Consider the following 18,548-nt stretch of genomic DNA (forward strand, 5'->3'; position numbering starts at 1 on the left):
TTGTTTACGGCCAAAAACGAGAGAAGAATACATTTTTACGAATTACAAACTTGTACTAAAAGTATTTAAGTTTTTTAAAAACGCTAAAATTATGAAAGTAATTTCTTTAAAATGGATAGTATTAATATTCCTAAGTATTACAATATTTCAATCTTGTAATACTGATGCAGATACCGATATTATAGATATAAACACTTCTATCTCTGTATCCGACGAAACAACTACATTAATTACAGAATGGAATAATTTCTGGATTTCTATAGATCAATACACAGAAAACATGAGACCTAACAGTGTAACCAGAGCTTTGGCATATATTCATTTAACAGGTTATGAAACAGCAGTTCCGTTTATGAGTAGTTATTCTTCAAATTCAGAGCAATATTCTAATTTGAATATCAACTTTTCAAATTTAAAAGATAATGTAAACCTGAACTTAGCTTTAAATGCTGCCTATTCCGAAGTTATAGATCACTTTATGATAAACCTTGAATCTGGTGTCAGACAAAATATTTCTGAATTTGAAAACACAAAAGCAACAACATTAATTGAAGGTCTTTCTTCATCTCAAATAGAAAACTCCGAAAATTGGGGAAAATATGTCGCACAACGTATAATAGATTTTAGTAAAAGCGATAAAGATGCGGAATGGCAAATAGACAATCCTACTCCACAAAGTTATATAGCTCCAGTCGGTGTAGGCTTATGGGAAGCTAAAGAAAGTGAAGATGCTTGGTTTCCATACTGGAGAAAAGTGAGAACTTTTGCCATTACTCCAGAAGAATCTAGTAGTGTAGCTTTTGATGATGTTTTGCAATACAGTACCTCTACGTCAAGTGATTATTACCAACAAATGAATAATGTATACCAAACAACCATTACAGCTAATGCTGAAAATAATGAAGATTTATGGATTGCAGAATTTTGGGCAGATGATGTGGAAGGAATTATGATTAGTCCACCAGGAAGACAATTCTCAATTGCAAACCAATTAATTAAACAATATGATTTAAGTTACGATAAAGCACTGGAACTTTTATTAAGATTAGGTTTTTCAATAAATGATGCTGCTGTTTCAGCATGGGACGATAAATACACCTACAATATCGAACGTCCTAGTAACTATATTACAAAATACATAAACGAGAATTTTACAACAAATTTATCAAGATTTATAGAGGAAGAAAATCCTGCTTTTCCAAGTTACCCATCTGGTCATGCAACATTTGCAGCAGCAGCAGCTGGAGTTTTTATAAACTTTTTTGGTACAGACAATATAAATTTTACTGATAATACATACACCAACTCTGTAAACATATCATTTAATGGTTCAGCAAGAAGTTTTACTTCTTTTACCGAAATGGCAAGAGAAAATGCATACTCTCGTCTACCATTAGGTGTCCATATAGAACAAGATGCAATTGAAGGGTTGCGATTAGGATATGAAATTGCGGAAGCTGTAAATAACCTTAATTTACAATTACGCGATTGATTTTCCTGAAAAGTAAATTTCTCTGAGACGAAGCTTTATAATAATTATAGGTTATAATGGTAGTTTAGTTTTCATCGGAATAAAGCTAGTCTCAGAGTATTTACATCTTGAATAATAAATAAATTCTCTCTAAAAAGATCATTAATAGATTCTTTAGAGAGAGTTTCATTTTAAAAAATCTCATCTTATCGTAAACAATATAAGCTACAATAATTTCCTATTTCTTTCAATCCTAAAAACTACACAGCCATAACTAAAAAGAATACGTTCAAGGGTTATTCCTGAGTTAGTTCGTCTTTTAAATTTTACTTTTAAAACTAACTAATCTCATAATAAATTAAAACCAACGAAATAATGGAAAAACCTCAAAACGAAAAATCATCGTCATGTTGGAACTGTGACGGAGACATCGAAATTGTGACAAGACGTCTTGAAGAGATGTTTGTAGAAATGGGACAAAAAACAAGAATTGAAAGAGGGCAAAAACCTGCTGAAAGAGCTGTATTCAGAAAACAACACGGAATAGCTTACGGTAACTTTGTTATTAATAAAGATATTGAAGATCGTTTTAAACTAGGTTTATTTACTGGAGATTCTTATAAGTGTGCTGTTCGTTTTTCTAGTGATACAGAACCAACTTCTCCTGATTTACATTCTACTCTAGGAATTGGACTTAAGCTTTTTGGAATAGATGGAGAAAACATTTTAGATGGCGGTACAAATGCCGATTTCATAATGCAAAATATCGATCGTTTTTTTGCAAGAGATGCACAACAGATGTGTAGTTTTACTACTACTGGTGTTATCGATAGAGATTACGATTCTTACATAGCTAAACATCCTGAATTAGCAGCTATCTTAAAAGCTATGACAAAAGAGGAAGCTAGTGTGCTAAGTGCTAATTATTGGGCTATTTTACCTTTCAAATTAGGAGAAAATCAAATTGTAAAATATCGTTTAGTTCCAGAAAACACTTATGAAGGAACTCCTTTTAATGAAAATGATTATTTAAAGATTGATCTTGAAAAACGTTTATTACAAGGTGATGCTACTTTCAGATTTGAAATTCAATTACGAACAAATCCTGAAACCATGCCCATTGACGATGCTCAAGTTGTATGGAGTACAGAAGAAAGTCCGTATATCTGTATCGCAAAATTACATTTACCTCAACAAAACGTAGCTGCTATTGGTCAAGCTGAATTTGGAAGTAATTTAGCTTTTAATATTTGGAGAACGCTACCAGAACACGAGCCATTAGGTTCAATTGCTCAAGTTAGAAAAGTTGTGTACGCTGCCAGTGCAAAAACCAGACATCAAGCTAACGGAGAATTACTAGAAGAACCTAAAAAGAGGAATCCACATTTCGAAGGAAATATCGATGAAAATGATGATTGTATTGTTACTGCAGGAATTTATCCTCCAATAGGAATTATGCGTGTTGGTAACAGTCAGAATGAATATTTCTTAGGTCCCCTTGTTGACGAACCAATTGCTCAAGAAGATCCGTATGCATACAGAGACGAGATCGGAGCTTTAAAAAGACAAGCTGCACAGTTTAGAATATATGGATTTAATGCAGCAGGAAAAGCTGTAAAAGAATTAACTGCTGAAAATGCAAACATTACTTGGCATTGTCATTTAGCAAATCAGAAAGCTTCTTGGTATCAATTTCAATTGGCTTTAGATATTCCTGAAGCTGCAGATGCTCCGCCTTCATTTTTAAGAAACATTAATATTCCGAATCGTGAATCATTATTAATCGATGGTAACGCTCAATCTATTTCTGGTGTAGGTATCGAAGACGGACCAACTTTTGAAGGTGATTTTTTAAACAAAAAAGTGTATTTGGGTGAAATGCGTACTGATGAAAAAGGAAGGCTAATTATGTTAGGTGGACATGGAAAATCAGAAAATATAGATGGTGATATTGCCATTACTTTCGCCAATAATGAGGGTTGGTATGATGATACTTCAGACGGACCAGTAACTGCTGAAGTTGAATACAACGGTACAAAATTAAAAGTAGATCCAGCTTGGGTTGTATGTGCTCCGCCAGATTATGCACCAATGCAAAAATCTGTAAGAACAATGTGGGATTTAATGCGAAGTGTTGCTGTAAAATCTGGAATGTTAACTAGACCTCAACGCCCGTCATTCACAAAAGATATTTTACCAATTTTTCAACGTATGACAGATTTACAATGGGTAAATGCTGGATTCGCTGGAGCTTTTGGTTGGGGAGGTCAGTTCAATTATACTTCAAAAGAATGGATTAAAAAATTAGGAAATCCTTCTCCTGCTTTTCTTGAAATGAGAAGAACAATCTCTAATAATTTCAGAAGAATTGATGTAAAAGGTGCTGAAGCTCCACAATTATGGCCTTGGTTATATGGAGATGCTATTAGTATTCCTTCTACAGGATCAGTTCGTCAACATGCAACTTTATCTGAATTACAATTAGAATTTTTAGATCAATGGGTTACTGGAGATTTTGATGCTGATTATATGGATACAGAAGGTTGTCCGTTTCATGCTGAACCAAAGAAAATTGATGATTTACCAGTAGAAGAACAACCAAATATGTTAACAAAAGCTGCAATGGATTTCTGTTTAGCTGATGCTTTCCATCCAGGTTGTGAAATGACTTGGCCAATGCGTTCTTCTGGAATGTATATGAGTGCTTTTAGAGTTAAACATGCAAAAGCAACTCCTCCTGTAAATAATATTTACTACGGACCTACAATGAATAGCGATACGTTAACTTTAGCAAAAGGACCTATTTTAGGTGGACAAGTAGCTGGTGGAATTACACGTTGGATGGCTATTCCTTGGCAAACTGACACAGCAAGTTGTAGAGATGGTTATACAACTACATACGATCCATATTTACCAACTTTCTGGCCAGCGAGAGTTCCTAATAATATTTTAAATGAGAAACGCTACGATCAAACTTTAGATTCAAATTTAGCAGAAGAAACAAGAATGGAAGCTTTTGCTGATAGAGCAGATTGGTTGAGTGATCTTCCTTTAGATGGAGCATCACCAAACTACACGAATCAAATTAACAGTATGGTTAAGTATTTTGATAAATTAGCTGTAGTTCAAAAACGTCCTGGAGTGTTAAACGATCCTAATTTCCCTAAAGAAATGCAAGTTGGTATCACTCCTACTCCAGCGCAAGAAGCTGCTTTATTAAAAGCAACATTAGAAGATTTAGCTGGAATTTTAGATGTAGGTACTTTAAATGATGAAACTAAAGAAATTTTAACTACTGCCGTAAATAAATTATCAAATAAGAATTTATTAAACGAAGAACTATTATTAGAAAGTGCTCAAAATGAATTATTAACTTTAGTTGAAGATGAAATCACAAAAGATTTTGCTCCAACAGCAAATGTTATTAATACAGTGAGTTTAATAGCTTCCAAACTACATAATATTAGTAAAACAAAATCTCATCAATCGGCACCAGAGAAAAAGATCGAAGTTGGTATTCCAGAGAAAATGACACGATTCTCAAGGTTTATTCCGAAATAAAGAGAAAGATACATGATATCAAATCATAATACAGAAATATTAATTTTAGGTGGCGGCATTGCTGGTTGTATTGCCGCCATTTCTTTAGCAGATACTTATAAAGTAACTCTAGTAGATAAATTAATTCAGCCTACAGAAAAAGTCGGTGAATCTTTAGCGCCAGCTACACATCGAATTTTAAATACACTCGGACTTAAACTTAGCGATAGCGAGTATCAAAATATTTTTATCAATAACCTCGGAATGCAATCCTACTGGGGAAGTGATCAAGTACAAATAATAGATCACTTAAGAAATCCTGATGGAGCGTCAAAAAGTGTCGATCGAAAAAAATTAGCTTTGTACTTAAGAGAAAAAGCTATTGAAAAAGGCGTTGATTGTTTCTGGGGATTGCGCTTTTTTAATAGTTCTTATCAAGATAACACATGGAACATAACTTGTAAGTCTGATGATATAAAAAATCGCACTACGAAAGTTTTCTCTTCAAAGTTTGTTATTGATGCTACAGGAAGAGGAGCACATTTTGCAAAAACTCAAAATATTAAAAGAACAAAATACGATTCGTTAATTTCTTGCTGGTTAAGTCTTCCAAACACCAAACAAAATACGATGAGTACTATTATACCAGATGAGTTTGGTTGGTGGTACAGTGCGGTAATTCCTAATAATAAAAGAATTTTATCATATCAAACTGACGCAGATATTATAGAGAAAAGTGTTTTTAAAAATTTCAGTTCGTTTTCAAAACTTATTCATCAAAATAAAATTGCAAATCAATTTATCGAAAATCAAACTAATGCTATTGAATTTCATGGTGTTGTAAGCGCAAATTCTACGAAGTTAAATCAAGTTGTTGGTCAACAATGGTTAGCTTTAGGAGATGCTGCAATTAGTTTTGATCCTCTATCTTCTCAAGGAATGTTTAATGCCATGGCAACTGCTATGCAAGTAAGTGATTTACTGAAAAAAGTAAATATTTCATCTAACTTAAATGAAGAAAAAATAGCTTACCTATCAAATAATTATACCTCACAAATAGATTCAATATGGAATCATTACTTAAAACATAAAGAACTATTCTATAGTGCAGAAACTCGTTGGAAAAATGCACTTTTTTGGAAAAGAAGACATGAAAATGTATTCGTATTGTAAAATCTACTATTTTTACTGCCCTTTTTTTATCTTTAAAATAAAAACATGAATACACACGAAGAATATATGAGTGAGGCAGTAAAAGCTGCTTTAAGAGGAATGCAAAACAATGAAGGAGGTCCGTTTGGATGTATTATTGTAAAAGATGGTGAAATTGTTGGACGCGGTAATAACAAAGTAACATCAACAAATGATCCAACAGCACATGCAGAAGTTACAGCAATTAGAGATGCTTGTAAAAACTTAGGAACTTTTCAATTAGATGGCTGTATTGTTTACACTTCTTGCGAGCCTTGTCCGATGTGTTTAGGAGCAATTTATTGGGCGCGTCCGGATAAAGTATTTTATGGTAGTAATCAAGTAGATGCTGCCAATATAGGTTTTGATGATGAGTTTATTTATAAAGAAATTCCGTTACCTTACGAGAAAAGAAGTATTCCTTTTGAACAAGTAGGTAGAGATATTGCCTTAGAACCTTTTCAAAAGTGGACAGAAAAAGACGATAAAATTGAATATTAATTTTGAAAATCCTTATCTTGTTGATAAGGATTTTTTTATTTCAAAAAAGATGATTACGCTAGAAAACGACCAACTACAAGTACAAATAAAAACTGCTGGTGCAGAGCTTACTAAAATCTATTCAAAGCAAACTCAATTAGATTATTTATGGAATGGTGATGAGAAATTTTGGAAACGTCACGCTCCTATTTTATTTCCTATTGTTGGTAAACTAAAAGAACATACATATTTCGTAGATCATCAGAAATATCATTTACCGCAACATGGTTTTGCTAGAGATAATGAATTCATTTTGATTTCGAACAATGGTAATAAAATAACATTTGAACTAAATTATTCTGACAAAACATTAGAAATTTATCCTTATAAATTTAAGCTACACGTTTCTTACACTCTAATAGAAAACTCTATCAAAATTGAGTATCACGTAAAAAATGAGGACGATAAAGCAATTTATTTTTCAATTGGTGCGCATCCAGCTTTTTCTTGCCCAATTACTTCTGAAACATCTTTTTCTGATTATTATATTGAATTTGAGACTTCTGAAACTCCTCTACAATATTCTTTAAATAAAACTAACGGGTTACGTACTATAAATCCAACTGAACAATCGCTTGATAAAATCTTTAAATTAAATTATGAATTATTTAAAGATGACGCTTTAATTTATAAAAACATTTCCTCTAAAAAGATTGCTTTAAAATCAAATAAACATGAACACGGACTTAATTTTTTAAGTTCAGACTGGGAATATTTTGCTTTTTGGACCAAAAAAGATGCTCCTTTCATTTGTTTTGAACCATGGATGGGAGCTGCTGATCTTGAAACTACCAACCAAGATTTCACTCAAAAAGATAGTATTATCAAATTAGATGTAAATAAGGAGTTTGAAAAAGAATATACGATCGAATTATTTTAGTTTTACTAAAGCTTCTTTCAATTTTTCAGAATTAAACCCAATAGTTAACTCTGTCAATATTAGCTTTTGCTTTATCTCTTCTTTTAAACTATTAAGAGATTTGTCATCGTCTAATATTATAAAATCATTTATATGATAATCTAAAAGAAATCTCAGAACTTCTTCTCTCCTATTTTTACAATTTTCATAAGCTGGTAAAAAACCTGATATTTCTTTTTGAATTTTTCTATTTCTAAAAATTTGATTGAATTCAGATAATGTTTTTCTCAACCTTCTAGTAGAACTCAACCAAATTTCGATATCGGCATATTCCAAAAGTTTATTCAAGTTTGATACACAGTTTTGATTAAAATCAGAATAACCATCTATGTGAATAGTATCAGACTTCCATGGTGGGGTTGTAATTAGAACTCCGTCTAAATCTAATATTAAAACTTTCTTCAATGTATTTTTATAAATAACGTTCTTTAATAACTTGTAAATGGTGTTTTTGGTGACCAGCCATAACCATTCCTAAAGCGCGAACAGATATTTTATTTCCAGAACCTGAACCTATTTTCAGTAAATCTTCTTGTCTAAAGCTTTTAAATAACTGAATCGTTCCTTTTCTAAGTAAATTCATTTCATCAAGTAAATCTTTATAATCTCTATCCTGAGCTATAGAATTAATAACGAACAAATCTTGATCGAAACCAGGTAAATCGGTTTTGTCATTTCTTGCAAAACATAAAGCTCGATAACAAAAAATACGTTCTGTATCTATTAAATGCTGAATTAATTCCTTAATTGTCCATTTATCATCAGCATAAGCATAATTCTCTTTATTTGATGGTATAGTTCTTAAAGTAGTTTCAAAATCTTCTTGAACTATCTTTAAATTTTCGATTATAGATTTTTCAGTTTCTAAGTTTGTAATAAACGAAGTATAATACGGGTTATATTCTGTAGTTGGTATCATAAATTTTTAGTCTATGTCTATTAAACCAAAAACTAATTTATAAGCCTTTGTCGTTTAATATCTTTTAAAATTTAATGCTAAAAATACCATTTCCTAGTTTAAAAATAAAAGAATGTATCCTGACAAAGCCAAAAATAAACACAAAGGTGAAAAGAATTTGGTGTCATTTACAGCAAATTTTGTTTGTTTAACTTTCTTAAAAAAACCTACATATTTAAAATCTCCTATAGCTCTTAATAAAAAAATGGAAGAAAAAATTAATAATCCATTCGTCTTAATCCATTGAGGTAGAAAATAAAAGTCATAGATTTTTGCTACTTGTATATAACTGCTAAAAATCAGCAATACAAAAAACGCAACTAATAACGTTAAAATTGGCGGGGCTTTTAAAACTTTTACTTCTTTTGTATTCGTTGGAATAACACGATCGAGACCGAAAGTGCCTCCAAAAGCCCAATAGAAATGAAATAAAGAAATAATAAGTAATATAATACTACATATAATTGCAAGAAAAAATGTCATTTTGATTCGTCTTTTTATGTATGTTTGTTATTACCCAAAGTTAAAGATCCCTTATGACAACCTTATTGATAAATATCAAGGAATTAATTCAAGTTAGAGAAGAAAACGTTAAGAAGGTTTCTGGTAATGAAATGAAAGAACTACCAACCTTAAAAAATGCTTTTTTAGCTATTAAGGATGAAAAAATAATAGATTTCGGTTTAATGGAAGACATTCCTTCTTATTCTGCCGCTATTTTAATAGATTGTAAAGGTAAAATGGTATTCCCCACGTGGTGTGATAGTCATACGCATATCGTTTACGCTGGAACAAGAGAGCAAGAATTTGTAGATCGAATTAACGGTTTAACTTATGAAGAAATTGCTAAAAATGGTGGTGGAATATTAAATTCGGCAAAAAGATTACGAGAAAGTTCTGAACAGGAATTATATGAGTTAACTAAAGTTAGACTCGATGAAGTGATGCGTTTAGGAACTGGAGCTATAGAAATAAAATCTGGTTATGGTTTAACTACCGATGCTGAACTAAAAATGCTTAGAGTTGTAAAACGACTTAGAGATGAATTCGATTTACCTATTAAAGCAACATTTTTAGGTGCCCATGCTTTTCCTGAAGAATTTAAAGAAAATCAAGAAGCATATATTGATGTAATCATTAATGAAATGCTACCTAAAGTAGCTTCTGAAAACTTAGCTGAATTTGTTGATGTTTTTTGTGAAACAGGATATTTTACTGTTGAACAAACTGAAAAAATTATTCAGGCAGCTAAAAAAGTAGGATTACAACCTAAAGTTCATGTAAATCAATTTACAACTATTGGTGGTGTAGAAAAATGTGTTTCTAACGATGCGCTTTCTGTTGACCATTTAGAAGTTTTAAGCGATGATGACATCAAAGCATTGCAAGGCTCAGGAACTATGCCTGTTGCACTTCCTTCATGTTCTTATTTCTTAAGTATTCCTTACACACCAGCTCGACAGATTATTGATAGTAATTTGCCTTTAGCTTTAGCTTCAGATTATAATCCAGGTTCTACTCCTTCTGGAAATATGAACTTTGTTGTTGCTACAGCTTGTATTAAAATGAAAATGACTCCAGAAGAAGCTATTAATGCGGCAACAATAAATGGTGCATATGCAATGAACTTATCTGATGAAGTAGGGTCGATCACTAAAGGTAAAAAAGCAAACTTTTTTATAACAAAAGAAATCTCATCATATAATTTCTTGCCTTATAATTTCGGATCTAGCGTTATTGAATCTGTATATATAAACGGAAAACTTGTATAACATGTTGCAAACATTTTCTAGTAATACCATTTTAGAATTTGTGTCACTTAGAGATGGAGAATCTAAACTTGGCGAACATGTTCAAACGATACATAATAATAAAAATGTAGTAGAAGAATTGAAAGCATCTTCTGCTACATTTATTATTTTAGGTGTTCCTGAAGATATTGGTGTACAAATGAACTATGGAAATGCAGGAGCTCACACAGCTTTCATTCCTGCACTACAAGCATTATTAAATACACAACAAAATCAGTTTCTTAATGGTAATAATATATTGATTCTTGGTTATTTAGATTTTTTAGATGAAGTAATTGATTTTAATCCTGAAGATCGTAATAAAGGAAATGAACTATTAAAAAAGTTAGATACTGAATTATCTAAATGGATTTCTATTATTGTTCAAGCTAACAAAATTCCAATTGTAATTGGTGGAGGACACAATAATTCTTATGGAAATATTAAAGGTTTTTCCGAAGCTTTGAATCAATCGGTAAATGTGATTAATCTTGATGCTCATACCGATCTTAGAAAATTAGAAGAACGCCATAGTGGAAATGGTTTTTCTTACGCTTTACAACATGGTTTTTTAGATAAATATTTCATGTTTGGTTTACATGAAAATTATACACCTCAATACATATTCGATCTTATTCACAACAACATCAATCTTGAATATAATATGTTTGAAGAAATCGCTGTTTACAAAAGCACAACGTTTCAAAGCGAATTACAGCGAGCTTTAAATTTTATTGCTGAGAAACCTTTCGGAATTGAAATTGATCTCGATTGTATTCAATCTTTTCCTAGTAGTGCAATGACTCCAAGTGGATTTACTCCTGGAGAAGCCAGACGAGTTGTTTATTTCTTTGGTAAGCATAAATCAGCAAACTATTTGCATATTTGTGAAGGTGCTCCTTCATTATCCAATGAAAAACTAACTACAAAACAAGTAGGAAAATATATCAGTTATTTAATTACTGATTTTATTAAATCGAAAACTAATTGAAAAAAGCTTCAACTATATTATTAATAATTGTTTTAGCGCAGTTTTTCTGTACTTCTTTGTGGTTTGCTGGTAATGGAGTTTTAAATGATTTAATTACTGTTTTTAATTTAGAAAACGGATCATTAGCTAGTCTTACATCATCAGTACAATTCGGATTTATTATTGGAACTTTATCTTTTGCTCTATTAAATATTGCTGATCGATTTTCTCCTTCAAAAGTATTTTTCGTTAGTGGATTATTAGGAGCCGTTTTTAACTTAGGAATTGTTTATCCTGATAATACCATAAATAGCTTAGTAATCTTTCGATTTTTAACCGGATTCTTCTTAGCTGGTATTTATCCTGTAGGTATGAAAATTGCCGCAGATCATTTTGAAAAGAACTTAGGCAAATCTTTAGGGTATTTAGTTGGTGCACTTGTTTTAGGTACAGCTTTCCCTCATTTTTTATCCTTTTTTACAACAGCTTTACCTTGGAAAATTGTTATTTATAGTACTTCAGGTTTATCTTTATTAGGGAGTTTACTAATTTTAATATGCATTCCTGATGGTCCTTTCAGAAAAAAAAGTAGTTCTTTAAAACTGAATGCTATTTTTCAAGTTTTTAAAAAGAAAGATTTTCGATCTGCTGCATTAGGATATTTCGGTCATATGTGGGAATTATATACCTTTTGGGCTTTTCTTCCCGTTATTCTAGGTATTTATTTAGATAGAAATCCAACCATAAAATTTAATATATCTCTACTATCTTTTAGTATTATAGCTATTGGTAGTTTAGGATGTATTTTAGGTGGTTATTTATCATTAAAATGGAAAACTAAGAAGATTGCCATGATCGCATTAGCAATATCTGGATTATGCTGTCTTACTTCTTCTCTATTCTTTTCTTCTCCGTTATTTATATTTATTCTTTTTGTTTTACTCTGGGGTTTTACAGTAATTATGGATTCTCCTCTTTTTTCAACCTTAGTAGCTAAAAATGCTCCTGTAGAAATTAAGGGAACTGCCCTTACTATTGTAAATTGTTTAGGATATAGTTTAACAATTATAAGTATTCAAACGATAAACTATTTACGAGAATTTATTCCTCAAGAATATTTATTTGTTGTGTTGGCTATAGGTCCAGTATTTGGATTATTGGCATTAAAACAAAACAATAAAACTATAACCCATTAGTTTTTTAATCAATCCAATTTTTAAAGTCTTTTACACGTTCTCTACTTACAATAATTTCTTGGTCTGTAAAAAAATGTAAAACTAATTTTAATCTAGCTATTTTATGTATACTTATATCTGATATAAAATCTTTATGAACAATCCATGATCGATTAACTCTAAAAAACTTTTTAGGATTTAATTCTTCCTCTAAATGTGTTAGTGAATTATGAATGATTCCTTTTGTTTGTATCGATTTTATATAGGTAACATTATCTTCACTATAAAACCCTATAATTTCTTCTTGATTAATAATCTTAATCTTTTTTCCGATTTTGATAGTAAAAGAAGTTTTAAACTTTTTTTCTTCTACATCTAAAAATAAATTTTTTAACGTTTTATATTCATTCTCTATTTTCTGAATTGTATCAGCTTTATTAATTGCAAGTTGAAGCTCTTTTTCTTTTATTGGTTTTAACAAATAAAAAATACTATTATACTCAAAAGCTTTAATACTATATTCACTAAAAGCAGTTGTGAAAATAATTTTAGATTGAATATTAATTTCTTTAAAAATATCAAAACATAAACCATCAGATAAATGGACATCTAAAAAAATTAAATCAGGGTGTTTATTTGCTTTCAACCAAGATACAGATTGTTTAACTGAAACTAAATTCGCTTGAATTTCAAATTTATAACTAGAAAGCATTCGCTCTAATCTTCTAGATGCTACTAATTCATCTTCAATTATAATTACTTTCATATTTACTCCGTCAATAAAGGCAATTTAATTATAAATTTGTTCCCACTGTTTTCAATTATAACCTCATTATCTGTAAAATACGAATAACGTTGTTTAATATTAACTATTCCTCTTTTATGACTTCTTTCTTTAGAGATTTTATTATTCTTATTATTTTCTATAACTAAATAATTTTCTTTGTTATTAATATAAATTTGTACCGGAAATGATTTACTTACTTCGTTATGTTTTACAATATTTTCTAAAACTTGTTGCATAGCTGTAGAGATAATATACAGTTCTTTTACATCAGCGGACAAATCAATTTGGTAATTTAAACCTTCCTCAAAACGAATAGTCAATAAATCTAAATAATTGTATATAAACTCTAATTCTTCTCCAACTTTTACTACATCTGATTTCTCATGCTCTAAAAAATAACGATAAATATCCGATAGTTTGGTAGAAAAAAGTGTAGCTTTTTTAGGATTCTCTTCAATTAAACTAGTTAATACATTAATATTATTAAATAGAAAATGAGGACTTAACTGACTTTTTAACTGTTGATAATTGAGTTGTGATTGTAAACTTTGTTGTTCTAGTTTTTCTTTCTCATTTTTACTTTTCTTAAAAATATAGTTTAGATGAACAATTAAAACAATAGCTGCGTAATAGATTCCTTTTATTAAGATTAATCCGACAATTGTTTCCTTAGTTAATATTATATATTTAAAAACACTAAAATCTACTCCTATTAGCGGTAAAATAATTAATGAAATAAAGTATAAAAATGGAATTAAAAAACCTTTAATTCTGAACACTTTTATTTTTTTATCTACAGAATCAAAGAAATATAGTGCTCCTAATAAAATGAAACAACCAATGATTAAAGTATTATATATAATAGAATAATTATTAAACTTATTAACCCAAATTAAAATAGAAAACTCATAAATAATTGTAAGAGTAAAATATGAAATAATTAGATTTTGAGTATTTAAAGGTCCACTTTCCTCTCTTTTAAAACTTGTTATCAAAAAAGTTATTAAAGTTATAAATGAAGTAATTATAGCACTTAAAAAAAGTATTTTATAAAGTGAATCGGATTTTAAATTATAAATTTTAGTAATTAAGAATAGTAGTAATAAGTGAAACAAAAAAGAACCAATAGTTACACCAAATAATGATTTTATAAAGTTTTTATATTTATGTGAAAAATATATCCCTATAAATATTGAAGTAGTTATAAATGGAAAAAGAATAAACAGATCTCTTATTCCTTCTATCTCTAATATGGCTTCTGAAAATATTTGTTGAATAGATAAAACAATTAAAAAGCTAACAAAAACTGATATTAATAATGATTTTATGGACTTACTCATATTTATTTTTTCTTCAAAGATGTATTATCATCTTTTTATAAAAAAACAAAAGTAAGTGAACTGTAAAAAATAAATAGTAAACAGTTAATCAATCCAATTTTTAAAGTCTTTCACACGCTCTCTACTCACAATAATTTCTTGATCGGTAAATGAATGTAACACTAATTTTAATCGTGAATTTGTATACGATATGATGTCTTTTATGGCGTTAATATGAACTATAAACGTTCTATTTACTCTAAAGAATTGTTCTGGATCTAAATGATCGTACCAATGCTCTAAAGAATGATCTATCAAGTAATTTCTATTCTCGTTCGTATGTATATAAGTAGCTTTATTTTCTGAATACAAACACTCGATATTGTCTGTATGTATAATCTTTATATGTTGACCTATTTTTATCGTAAAACGCTTCTTGTATTTTCTATCTATCGGATTAATTAACAACTTTCTAATTTCGTTAATATCAACTTGAATATTATTACTTTTTGGTTGTTGTTCTTTATATTTATCTACTGCAACTTTCAATTCATCATCATCTATTGGTTTTAATAGATAATCAATAGAATTTAATTTAAAAGCTTTAAGTGCATATTCATCATAAGCTGTAGTAAAAATGATTGCAGATTTTACTGGTATTTCTTCAAAAATTTCAAAAGACAAACCATCTGAAAGTTGAATGTCTAGGAAGATTAAATCTGGATGTTCATTCTTTTGAAACCAATTTAACGCTTCTTCTACAGAATGCAACATTGTATTTACTTCTATATTCAATTCAGCTAACATTCTATTTAAACGTCTTGCTGCTGGTTTTTCATCTTCAATTATTAAAACATTCATATTGTTAATACCAATTAGTCTATATATTTATTTGTTAGTTTTTTATCTTTTTCTATCAGCTCTTTAATTTTTCTTTTTTCCCAATTCTTTCCTAAAAGTATTGATATTGCGTAAACGTCTACGGCTTGAAAAATTACAATAATTCCCCAAACAGCCCAAAGAGGGTACACTTTAAAATTTTCAAAATTATACCAAAGATTACTAATTTTAAAGCCACCGAATATATGAAAGTTTATTTCTGATATATTAGATGATAAGGCAAAAATTATATTAAAAACCAGATAAACTGTTAAGTGATCGTAAAACGATTTTATTTTTGCCACTTCTTTCTTAGCTAGTAAATATTTATTCTTTACATCTAATACCATAACCTTTTCTGATTTAAATTAATTTCTTAACATTTTTCTTTTCTTATCTTCCTCCTCACGCATTAACTCTTCTATTTTTCTTCTTTCCCAATCTTTTCCGAATAAAAAGTTTGGTCCGAATAATCGTAATGCTTGAAAAACTATTCCTATTCCCCAAAAAATCCATACAGCAAACGTTCCAAAATCGAAAAAAGCTTCTTCAAAAGATTCTCCATTCAATAAATTTCTTCTAATTTTCATTGCTGAAATGAAAAAATTTATGATGATGTATACAGCTAAATGTCTGTAGAAATTCTTCAATTCCTCAACTCGCTTCTTAGCTTTAATATATTCTTGTTCTTCAGTATAATTTGTTACAAACATAGCTTTAGTGATTTAACATTTTTTGATTTCTCTTTCTATCCTTTTCCATAAATTCTTTAATTTTTTTGTCTTCCCAATCTTTAGATAACAAATTACCAAATCCGAAAACTCCTAACCAATGAAAGAAAACTCCTATTCCCCAAAACAACCAAGTAGAATATACACCGAAGTTACTAATTGCTTTTTCAAAAGAATTCCCATTATCATTCATGATACCAACAATTATGATAGCACTAAGAAATAAATTCACAACTATATATACTGCAAAATGAGAATAGAATCCTTTTATATCTTTAACTTTCTTTTTAGCTTTTAAATAGCGTTGCTCTTCTAAAAAATCTTGCTCCATCGTTAATACTTTTTATCCATTATCTCTTTAATCTTACGCTCTTCCCATTCTTTACTAAAAAGATTATCATTAAAAGCTAAAAAAGCGTGAATTCCTATAGCAACTCCCCAACCTAACACAGAAAACCAAAACCAATGAAACTGAGGAGAAAAAGTTAAATTAGTGTATACTATAATTGGTGTGTTTAAAAGATATAATGCCAAATGCACATAAAAACCTTTAATTTCTTTTACTTTTTTCTTTGCTTTTAAATAGCGTTGTTCTTCTATATAATTATTTTCCATTTCTGTTGTATTCTTTTATGTATTCGTTAATCTTACGTTCTTCCCAATCTTTTCCCATTATTAATTTAAAGCCATCAAAAACTTGAAATCCGTGAGAAAATAATCCTATTCCCCATCCAAATACTGAAAACCAAAACCAATGAAATTGTGGAGAAAATTTTAAATTGATAAAAATTAGTATCGGAATAACAATGATGTAAATCAATAAATGACTATAAAATTCTTTAATCTCTTTTACTTTTTTAAGAGCTCTCATATATCTGATTTCCTCTTCTTTAGGTAACTCCATAACTACTAAAATTTATCTTTATCCATTAATTCTCTGATTTTACGCTCTTCCCAATCTTTTCCTAAAAACATATTATAATTATATACTTCTAATCCGTGGAATAACACTCCTATTCCCCAACCTATAATTGGAAAATAAAACCAATGGAATTGTGGAGAGAATCGTAGATTGATAAAAATGAAAAACGGAATACAAATTAAGTACGACGCTAAATTTCTATAAAACTCTTTCATTTTTTCAACACGTTCAACTGCTTTGATGTAGCTATTATTTTCGAAATTATCTGATATTTTCATAATGTCTTTTGTTTTAGATAACAGTGGTAAACTCACTGTAAATGTTTTGTTATTATTCTCGATATGAACTCTTTCGTTAGAAATAAGTCCGTATCGATCTGCAATATTTTGAAGCCCCACTTTTGTACTCTTCTTCCCTATGGCTTCTTTAGGATTAATATTGTTTTTAATTTTCAAGTAACCGTTTTCTTCATAGATTGAAATCTGCAACGGTCGAGAACTTGAAACTACATTGTGTTTTACAGCATTTTCTAAAAGTAATTGTAACGATAACGGTACTATTTTTAAATCACTAGTAGTTACATTGGTTAAAATTTCAAATTCTAAAGCATCTTCAAAACGCATTTGTAATAATTCCATATACGTTTTAGCAAACTTTAATTCTTCTTCGAGTGGTATTAATTCTTTGTTTCTCTGTTCTAAAACATATCGATATACTTTCGATAGTTTTGTTGTAAATTTCTCAGCTTGATTCGGATTTTCACCAATTAAGGAAGTCAATACATTTAAACTATTGAATAAAAAATGAGGATCAATCTGGCTTTTTAATGTTTCAAACTTTGCAGTTTCTGTTTTTGCTACAATTTGTTGCTGTTTGGTTTCTTGACTTGCTGCTTTTTTCCAATTGAACATAAAATCTCTAGCATGTAAAAAAGCGGAAACTCCAAAAGAAAACTGAATCCAAAATAAATGTGTCCAAATCATTCCTTTTTTAAAGAAATCTTCAGGTGGCATACCTTGAATTTTCACAAAAAGGATGTAGTTAATTGCCAATATTACAGGCACTGTATATAAGATTGTAAATAAAATTCCCGCCCAAACTCTTTGATTCGTTTCAGTAATCCAATCCCATTTACTACTCAAATAATCATTTACAACACCTTGAGTAAGTGCTAATACAAAAGAGTACATTGCAGAAATTCCAATAGAGATCCATAATAATTTAACGGTATATGTGCCTCCAACAAGCCAAAAGAAAAAACCAAAACCAAATGTTAACTTTAACGTATGTGTTATCTCTTTTTGAAAATATTTGATTGAAAACAGTTTTTCTTTTGACCTCATTATAAAACAGTTA

At 29.6% G+C, this 18,548-nt stretch carries 20 protein-coding genes; 8 read left to right on the forward strand and 12 right to left on the reverse strand.

Annotation, left to right across the window (positions count from 1 at the left end; all coding sequences use genetic code 11):
- Positions 1-91 precede the first annotated feature (91 nt).
- From Q1A46_RS19495 to Q1A46_RS19515, 5 genes are all read left to right on the forward strand, one after another.
- A complete protein-coding gene (locus Q1A46_RS19495) occupies positions 92-1,492 on the forward strand; it encodes a vanadium-dependent haloperoxidase (RefSeq protein WP_299683073.1) in 1,401 nt (466 codons plus the stop codon).
- A 354-nt stretch (positions 1,493-1,846) separates the two neighbouring features.
- On the forward strand, positions 1,847-5,032 hold the full coding sequence (locus Q1A46_RS19500) for a LodA/GoxA family CTQ-dependent oxidase (RefSeq protein ID WP_299683075.1): 3,186 nt from the start codon (positions 1,847-1,849) through the stop codon (positions 5,030-5,032).
- 12 nt (positions 5,033-5,044) lie between these two features.
- Positions 5,045-6,184 carry a tryptophan 7-halogenase gene (locus Q1A46_RS19505; protein WP_299683077.1) on the forward strand — a complete coding sequence of 380 codons (1,140 nt, stop codon included), beginning with the start codon at positions 5,045-5,047 and terminating at the stop codon, positions 6,182-6,184.
- A gap of 45 nt (positions 6,185-6,229) precedes the next feature.
- Positions 6,230-6,703 (forward strand): nucleoside deaminase, encoded by a 474-nt coding sequence (locus Q1A46_RS19510; protein WP_095071501.1) that lies wholly within the window; start codon positions 6,230-6,232, stop codon positions 6,701-6,703.
- A gap of 49 nt (positions 6,704-6,752) precedes the next feature.
- Complete coding sequence (locus tag Q1A46_RS19515) at positions 6,753-7,622, forward strand: aldose 1-epimerase family protein (protein WP_299683082.1); 870 nt, start codon at positions 6,753-6,755, stop codon at positions 7,620-7,622.
- Here Q1A46_RS19515 and Q1A46_RS19520 read toward each other — a convergent pair.
- The 3 genes from Q1A46_RS19520 to Q1A46_RS19530 all read right to left on the reverse strand — a co-directional run bounded on the left by Q1A46_RS19520 (position 7,614) and on the right by Q1A46_RS19530 (position 9,102).
- Positions 7,614-8,066 carry an HAD domain-containing protein gene (locus Q1A46_RS19520; protein ID WP_299683084.1) on the reverse strand — a complete coding sequence of 151 codons (453 nt, stop codon included), beginning with the start codon at positions 8,064-8,066 and terminating at the stop codon, positions 7,614-7,616. The genes Q1A46_RS19515 and Q1A46_RS19520 overlap by 9 nt on opposite strands.
- Positions 8,067-8,073: 7 nt before the next feature.
- Positions 8,074-8,580: a DinB family protein gene (locus Q1A46_RS19525; RefSeq protein ID WP_299683086.1), complete on the reverse strand. Its 507-nt coding sequence runs from the start codon at positions 8,578-8,580 to the stop codon at positions 8,074-8,076.
- A 93-nt stretch (positions 8,581-8,673) separates the two neighbouring features.
- Positions 8,674-9,102, reverse strand: a complete 429-nt coding sequence (locus tag Q1A46_RS19530) for a DUF3995 domain-containing protein (protein WP_299683088.1) — start codon at positions 9,100-9,102, stop codon at positions 8,674-8,676.
- Between the two features lie 53 nt (positions 9,103-9,155).
- Between Q1A46_RS19530 and hutI the strand changes: the two genes are divergently transcribed.
- The 3 genes from hutI to Q1A46_RS19545 are packed head-to-tail and all read left to right on the forward strand — an operon-like array spanning position 9,156 to position 12,575.
- A complete protein-coding gene (gene hutI, locus Q1A46_RS19535; RefSeq protein WP_299683090.1) occupies positions 9,156-10,391 on the forward strand; it encodes an imidazolonepropionase in 1,236 nt (411 codons plus the stop codon).
- Between the two features lies 1 nt (position 10,392).
- On the forward strand, positions 10,393-11,400 hold the full coding sequence (locus Q1A46_RS19540; RefSeq protein WP_299683092.1) for a formimidoylglutamase: 1,008 nt from the start codon (positions 10,393-10,395) through the stop codon (positions 11,398-11,400).
- The gene (locus tag Q1A46_RS19545) at positions 11,397-12,575 is read left to right on the forward strand and encodes an MFS transporter (RefSeq protein ID WP_299683094.1); all 1,179 of its coding nucleotides are present in this window, start codon (positions 11,397-11,399) and stop codon (positions 12,573-12,575) included. Before Q1A46_RS19540 ends, Q1A46_RS19545 begins: the two co-directional genes overlap by 4 nt.
- Positions 12,576-12,579: 4 nt before the next feature.
- Here Q1A46_RS19545 and Q1A46_RS19550 read toward each other — a convergent pair whose 3' ends face one another.
- The 9 genes from Q1A46_RS19550 to Q1A46_RS19590 form a co-directional block, all read right to left on the reverse strand.
- Positions 12,580-13,320: a LytTR family DNA-binding domain-containing protein gene (locus tag Q1A46_RS19550; RefSeq protein WP_299683096.1), complete on the reverse strand. Its 741-nt coding sequence runs from the start codon at positions 13,318-13,320 to the stop codon at positions 12,580-12,582.
- A 2-nt stretch (positions 13,321-13,322) separates the two neighbouring features.
- Entirely contained in the window at positions 13,323-14,681 is a 1,359-nt protein-coding gene (locus Q1A46_RS19555) for a sensor histidine kinase (RefSeq protein ID WP_299683098.1), read from the reverse strand.
- An 84-nt stretch (positions 14,682-14,765) separates the two neighbouring features.
- Positions 14,766-15,521 carry a LytTR family DNA-binding domain-containing protein gene (locus Q1A46_RS19560; RefSeq protein ID WP_299683100.1) on the reverse strand — a complete coding sequence of 252 codons (756 nt, stop codon included), beginning with the start codon at positions 15,519-15,521 and terminating at the stop codon, positions 14,766-14,768.
- A gap of 14 nt (positions 15,522-15,535) precedes the next feature.
- Positions 15,536-15,889: a 2TM domain-containing protein gene (locus tag Q1A46_RS19565; protein WP_299683102.1), complete on the reverse strand. Its 354-nt coding sequence runs from the start codon at positions 15,887-15,889 to the stop codon at positions 15,536-15,538.
- 18 nt (positions 15,890-15,907) lie between these two features.
- Complete coding sequence (locus tag Q1A46_RS19570) at positions 15,908-16,252, reverse strand: 2TM domain-containing protein (RefSeq protein ID WP_299683104.1); 345 nt, start codon at positions 16,250-16,252, stop codon at positions 15,908-15,910.
- Between the two features lie 4 nt (positions 16,253-16,256).
- Positions 16,257-16,601, reverse strand: a complete 345-nt coding sequence (locus Q1A46_RS19575) for a 2TM domain-containing protein (RefSeq protein ID WP_299683106.1) — start codon at positions 16,599-16,601, stop codon at positions 16,257-16,259.
- Between the two features lie 2 nt (positions 16,602-16,603).
- Positions 16,604-16,885, reverse strand: a complete 282-nt coding sequence (locus Q1A46_RS19580) for a 2TM domain-containing protein (RefSeq protein ID WP_299683108.1) — start codon at positions 16,883-16,885, stop codon at positions 16,604-16,606.
- Positions 16,875-17,174, reverse strand: a complete 300-nt coding sequence (locus Q1A46_RS19585; RefSeq protein WP_299683110.1) for a 2TM domain-containing protein — start codon at positions 17,172-17,174, stop codon at positions 16,875-16,877. The genes Q1A46_RS19580 and Q1A46_RS19585 overlap by 11 nt, the downstream gene beginning before the upstream one ends.
- Before the next feature lie 5 nt (positions 17,175-17,179).
- Complete coding sequence (locus tag Q1A46_RS19590; protein WP_299683112.1) at positions 17,180-18,535, reverse strand: 2TM domain-containing protein; 1,356 nt, start codon at positions 18,533-18,535, stop codon at positions 17,180-17,182.
- Between the last annotated feature and the right edge of the window lie 13 nt (positions 18,536-18,548).

This window comes from uncultured Tenacibaculum sp., from assembly GCF_947502995.1.
Lineage (GTDB): Bacteria > Bacteroidota > Bacteroidia > Flavobacteriales > Flavobacteriaceae > Polaribacter.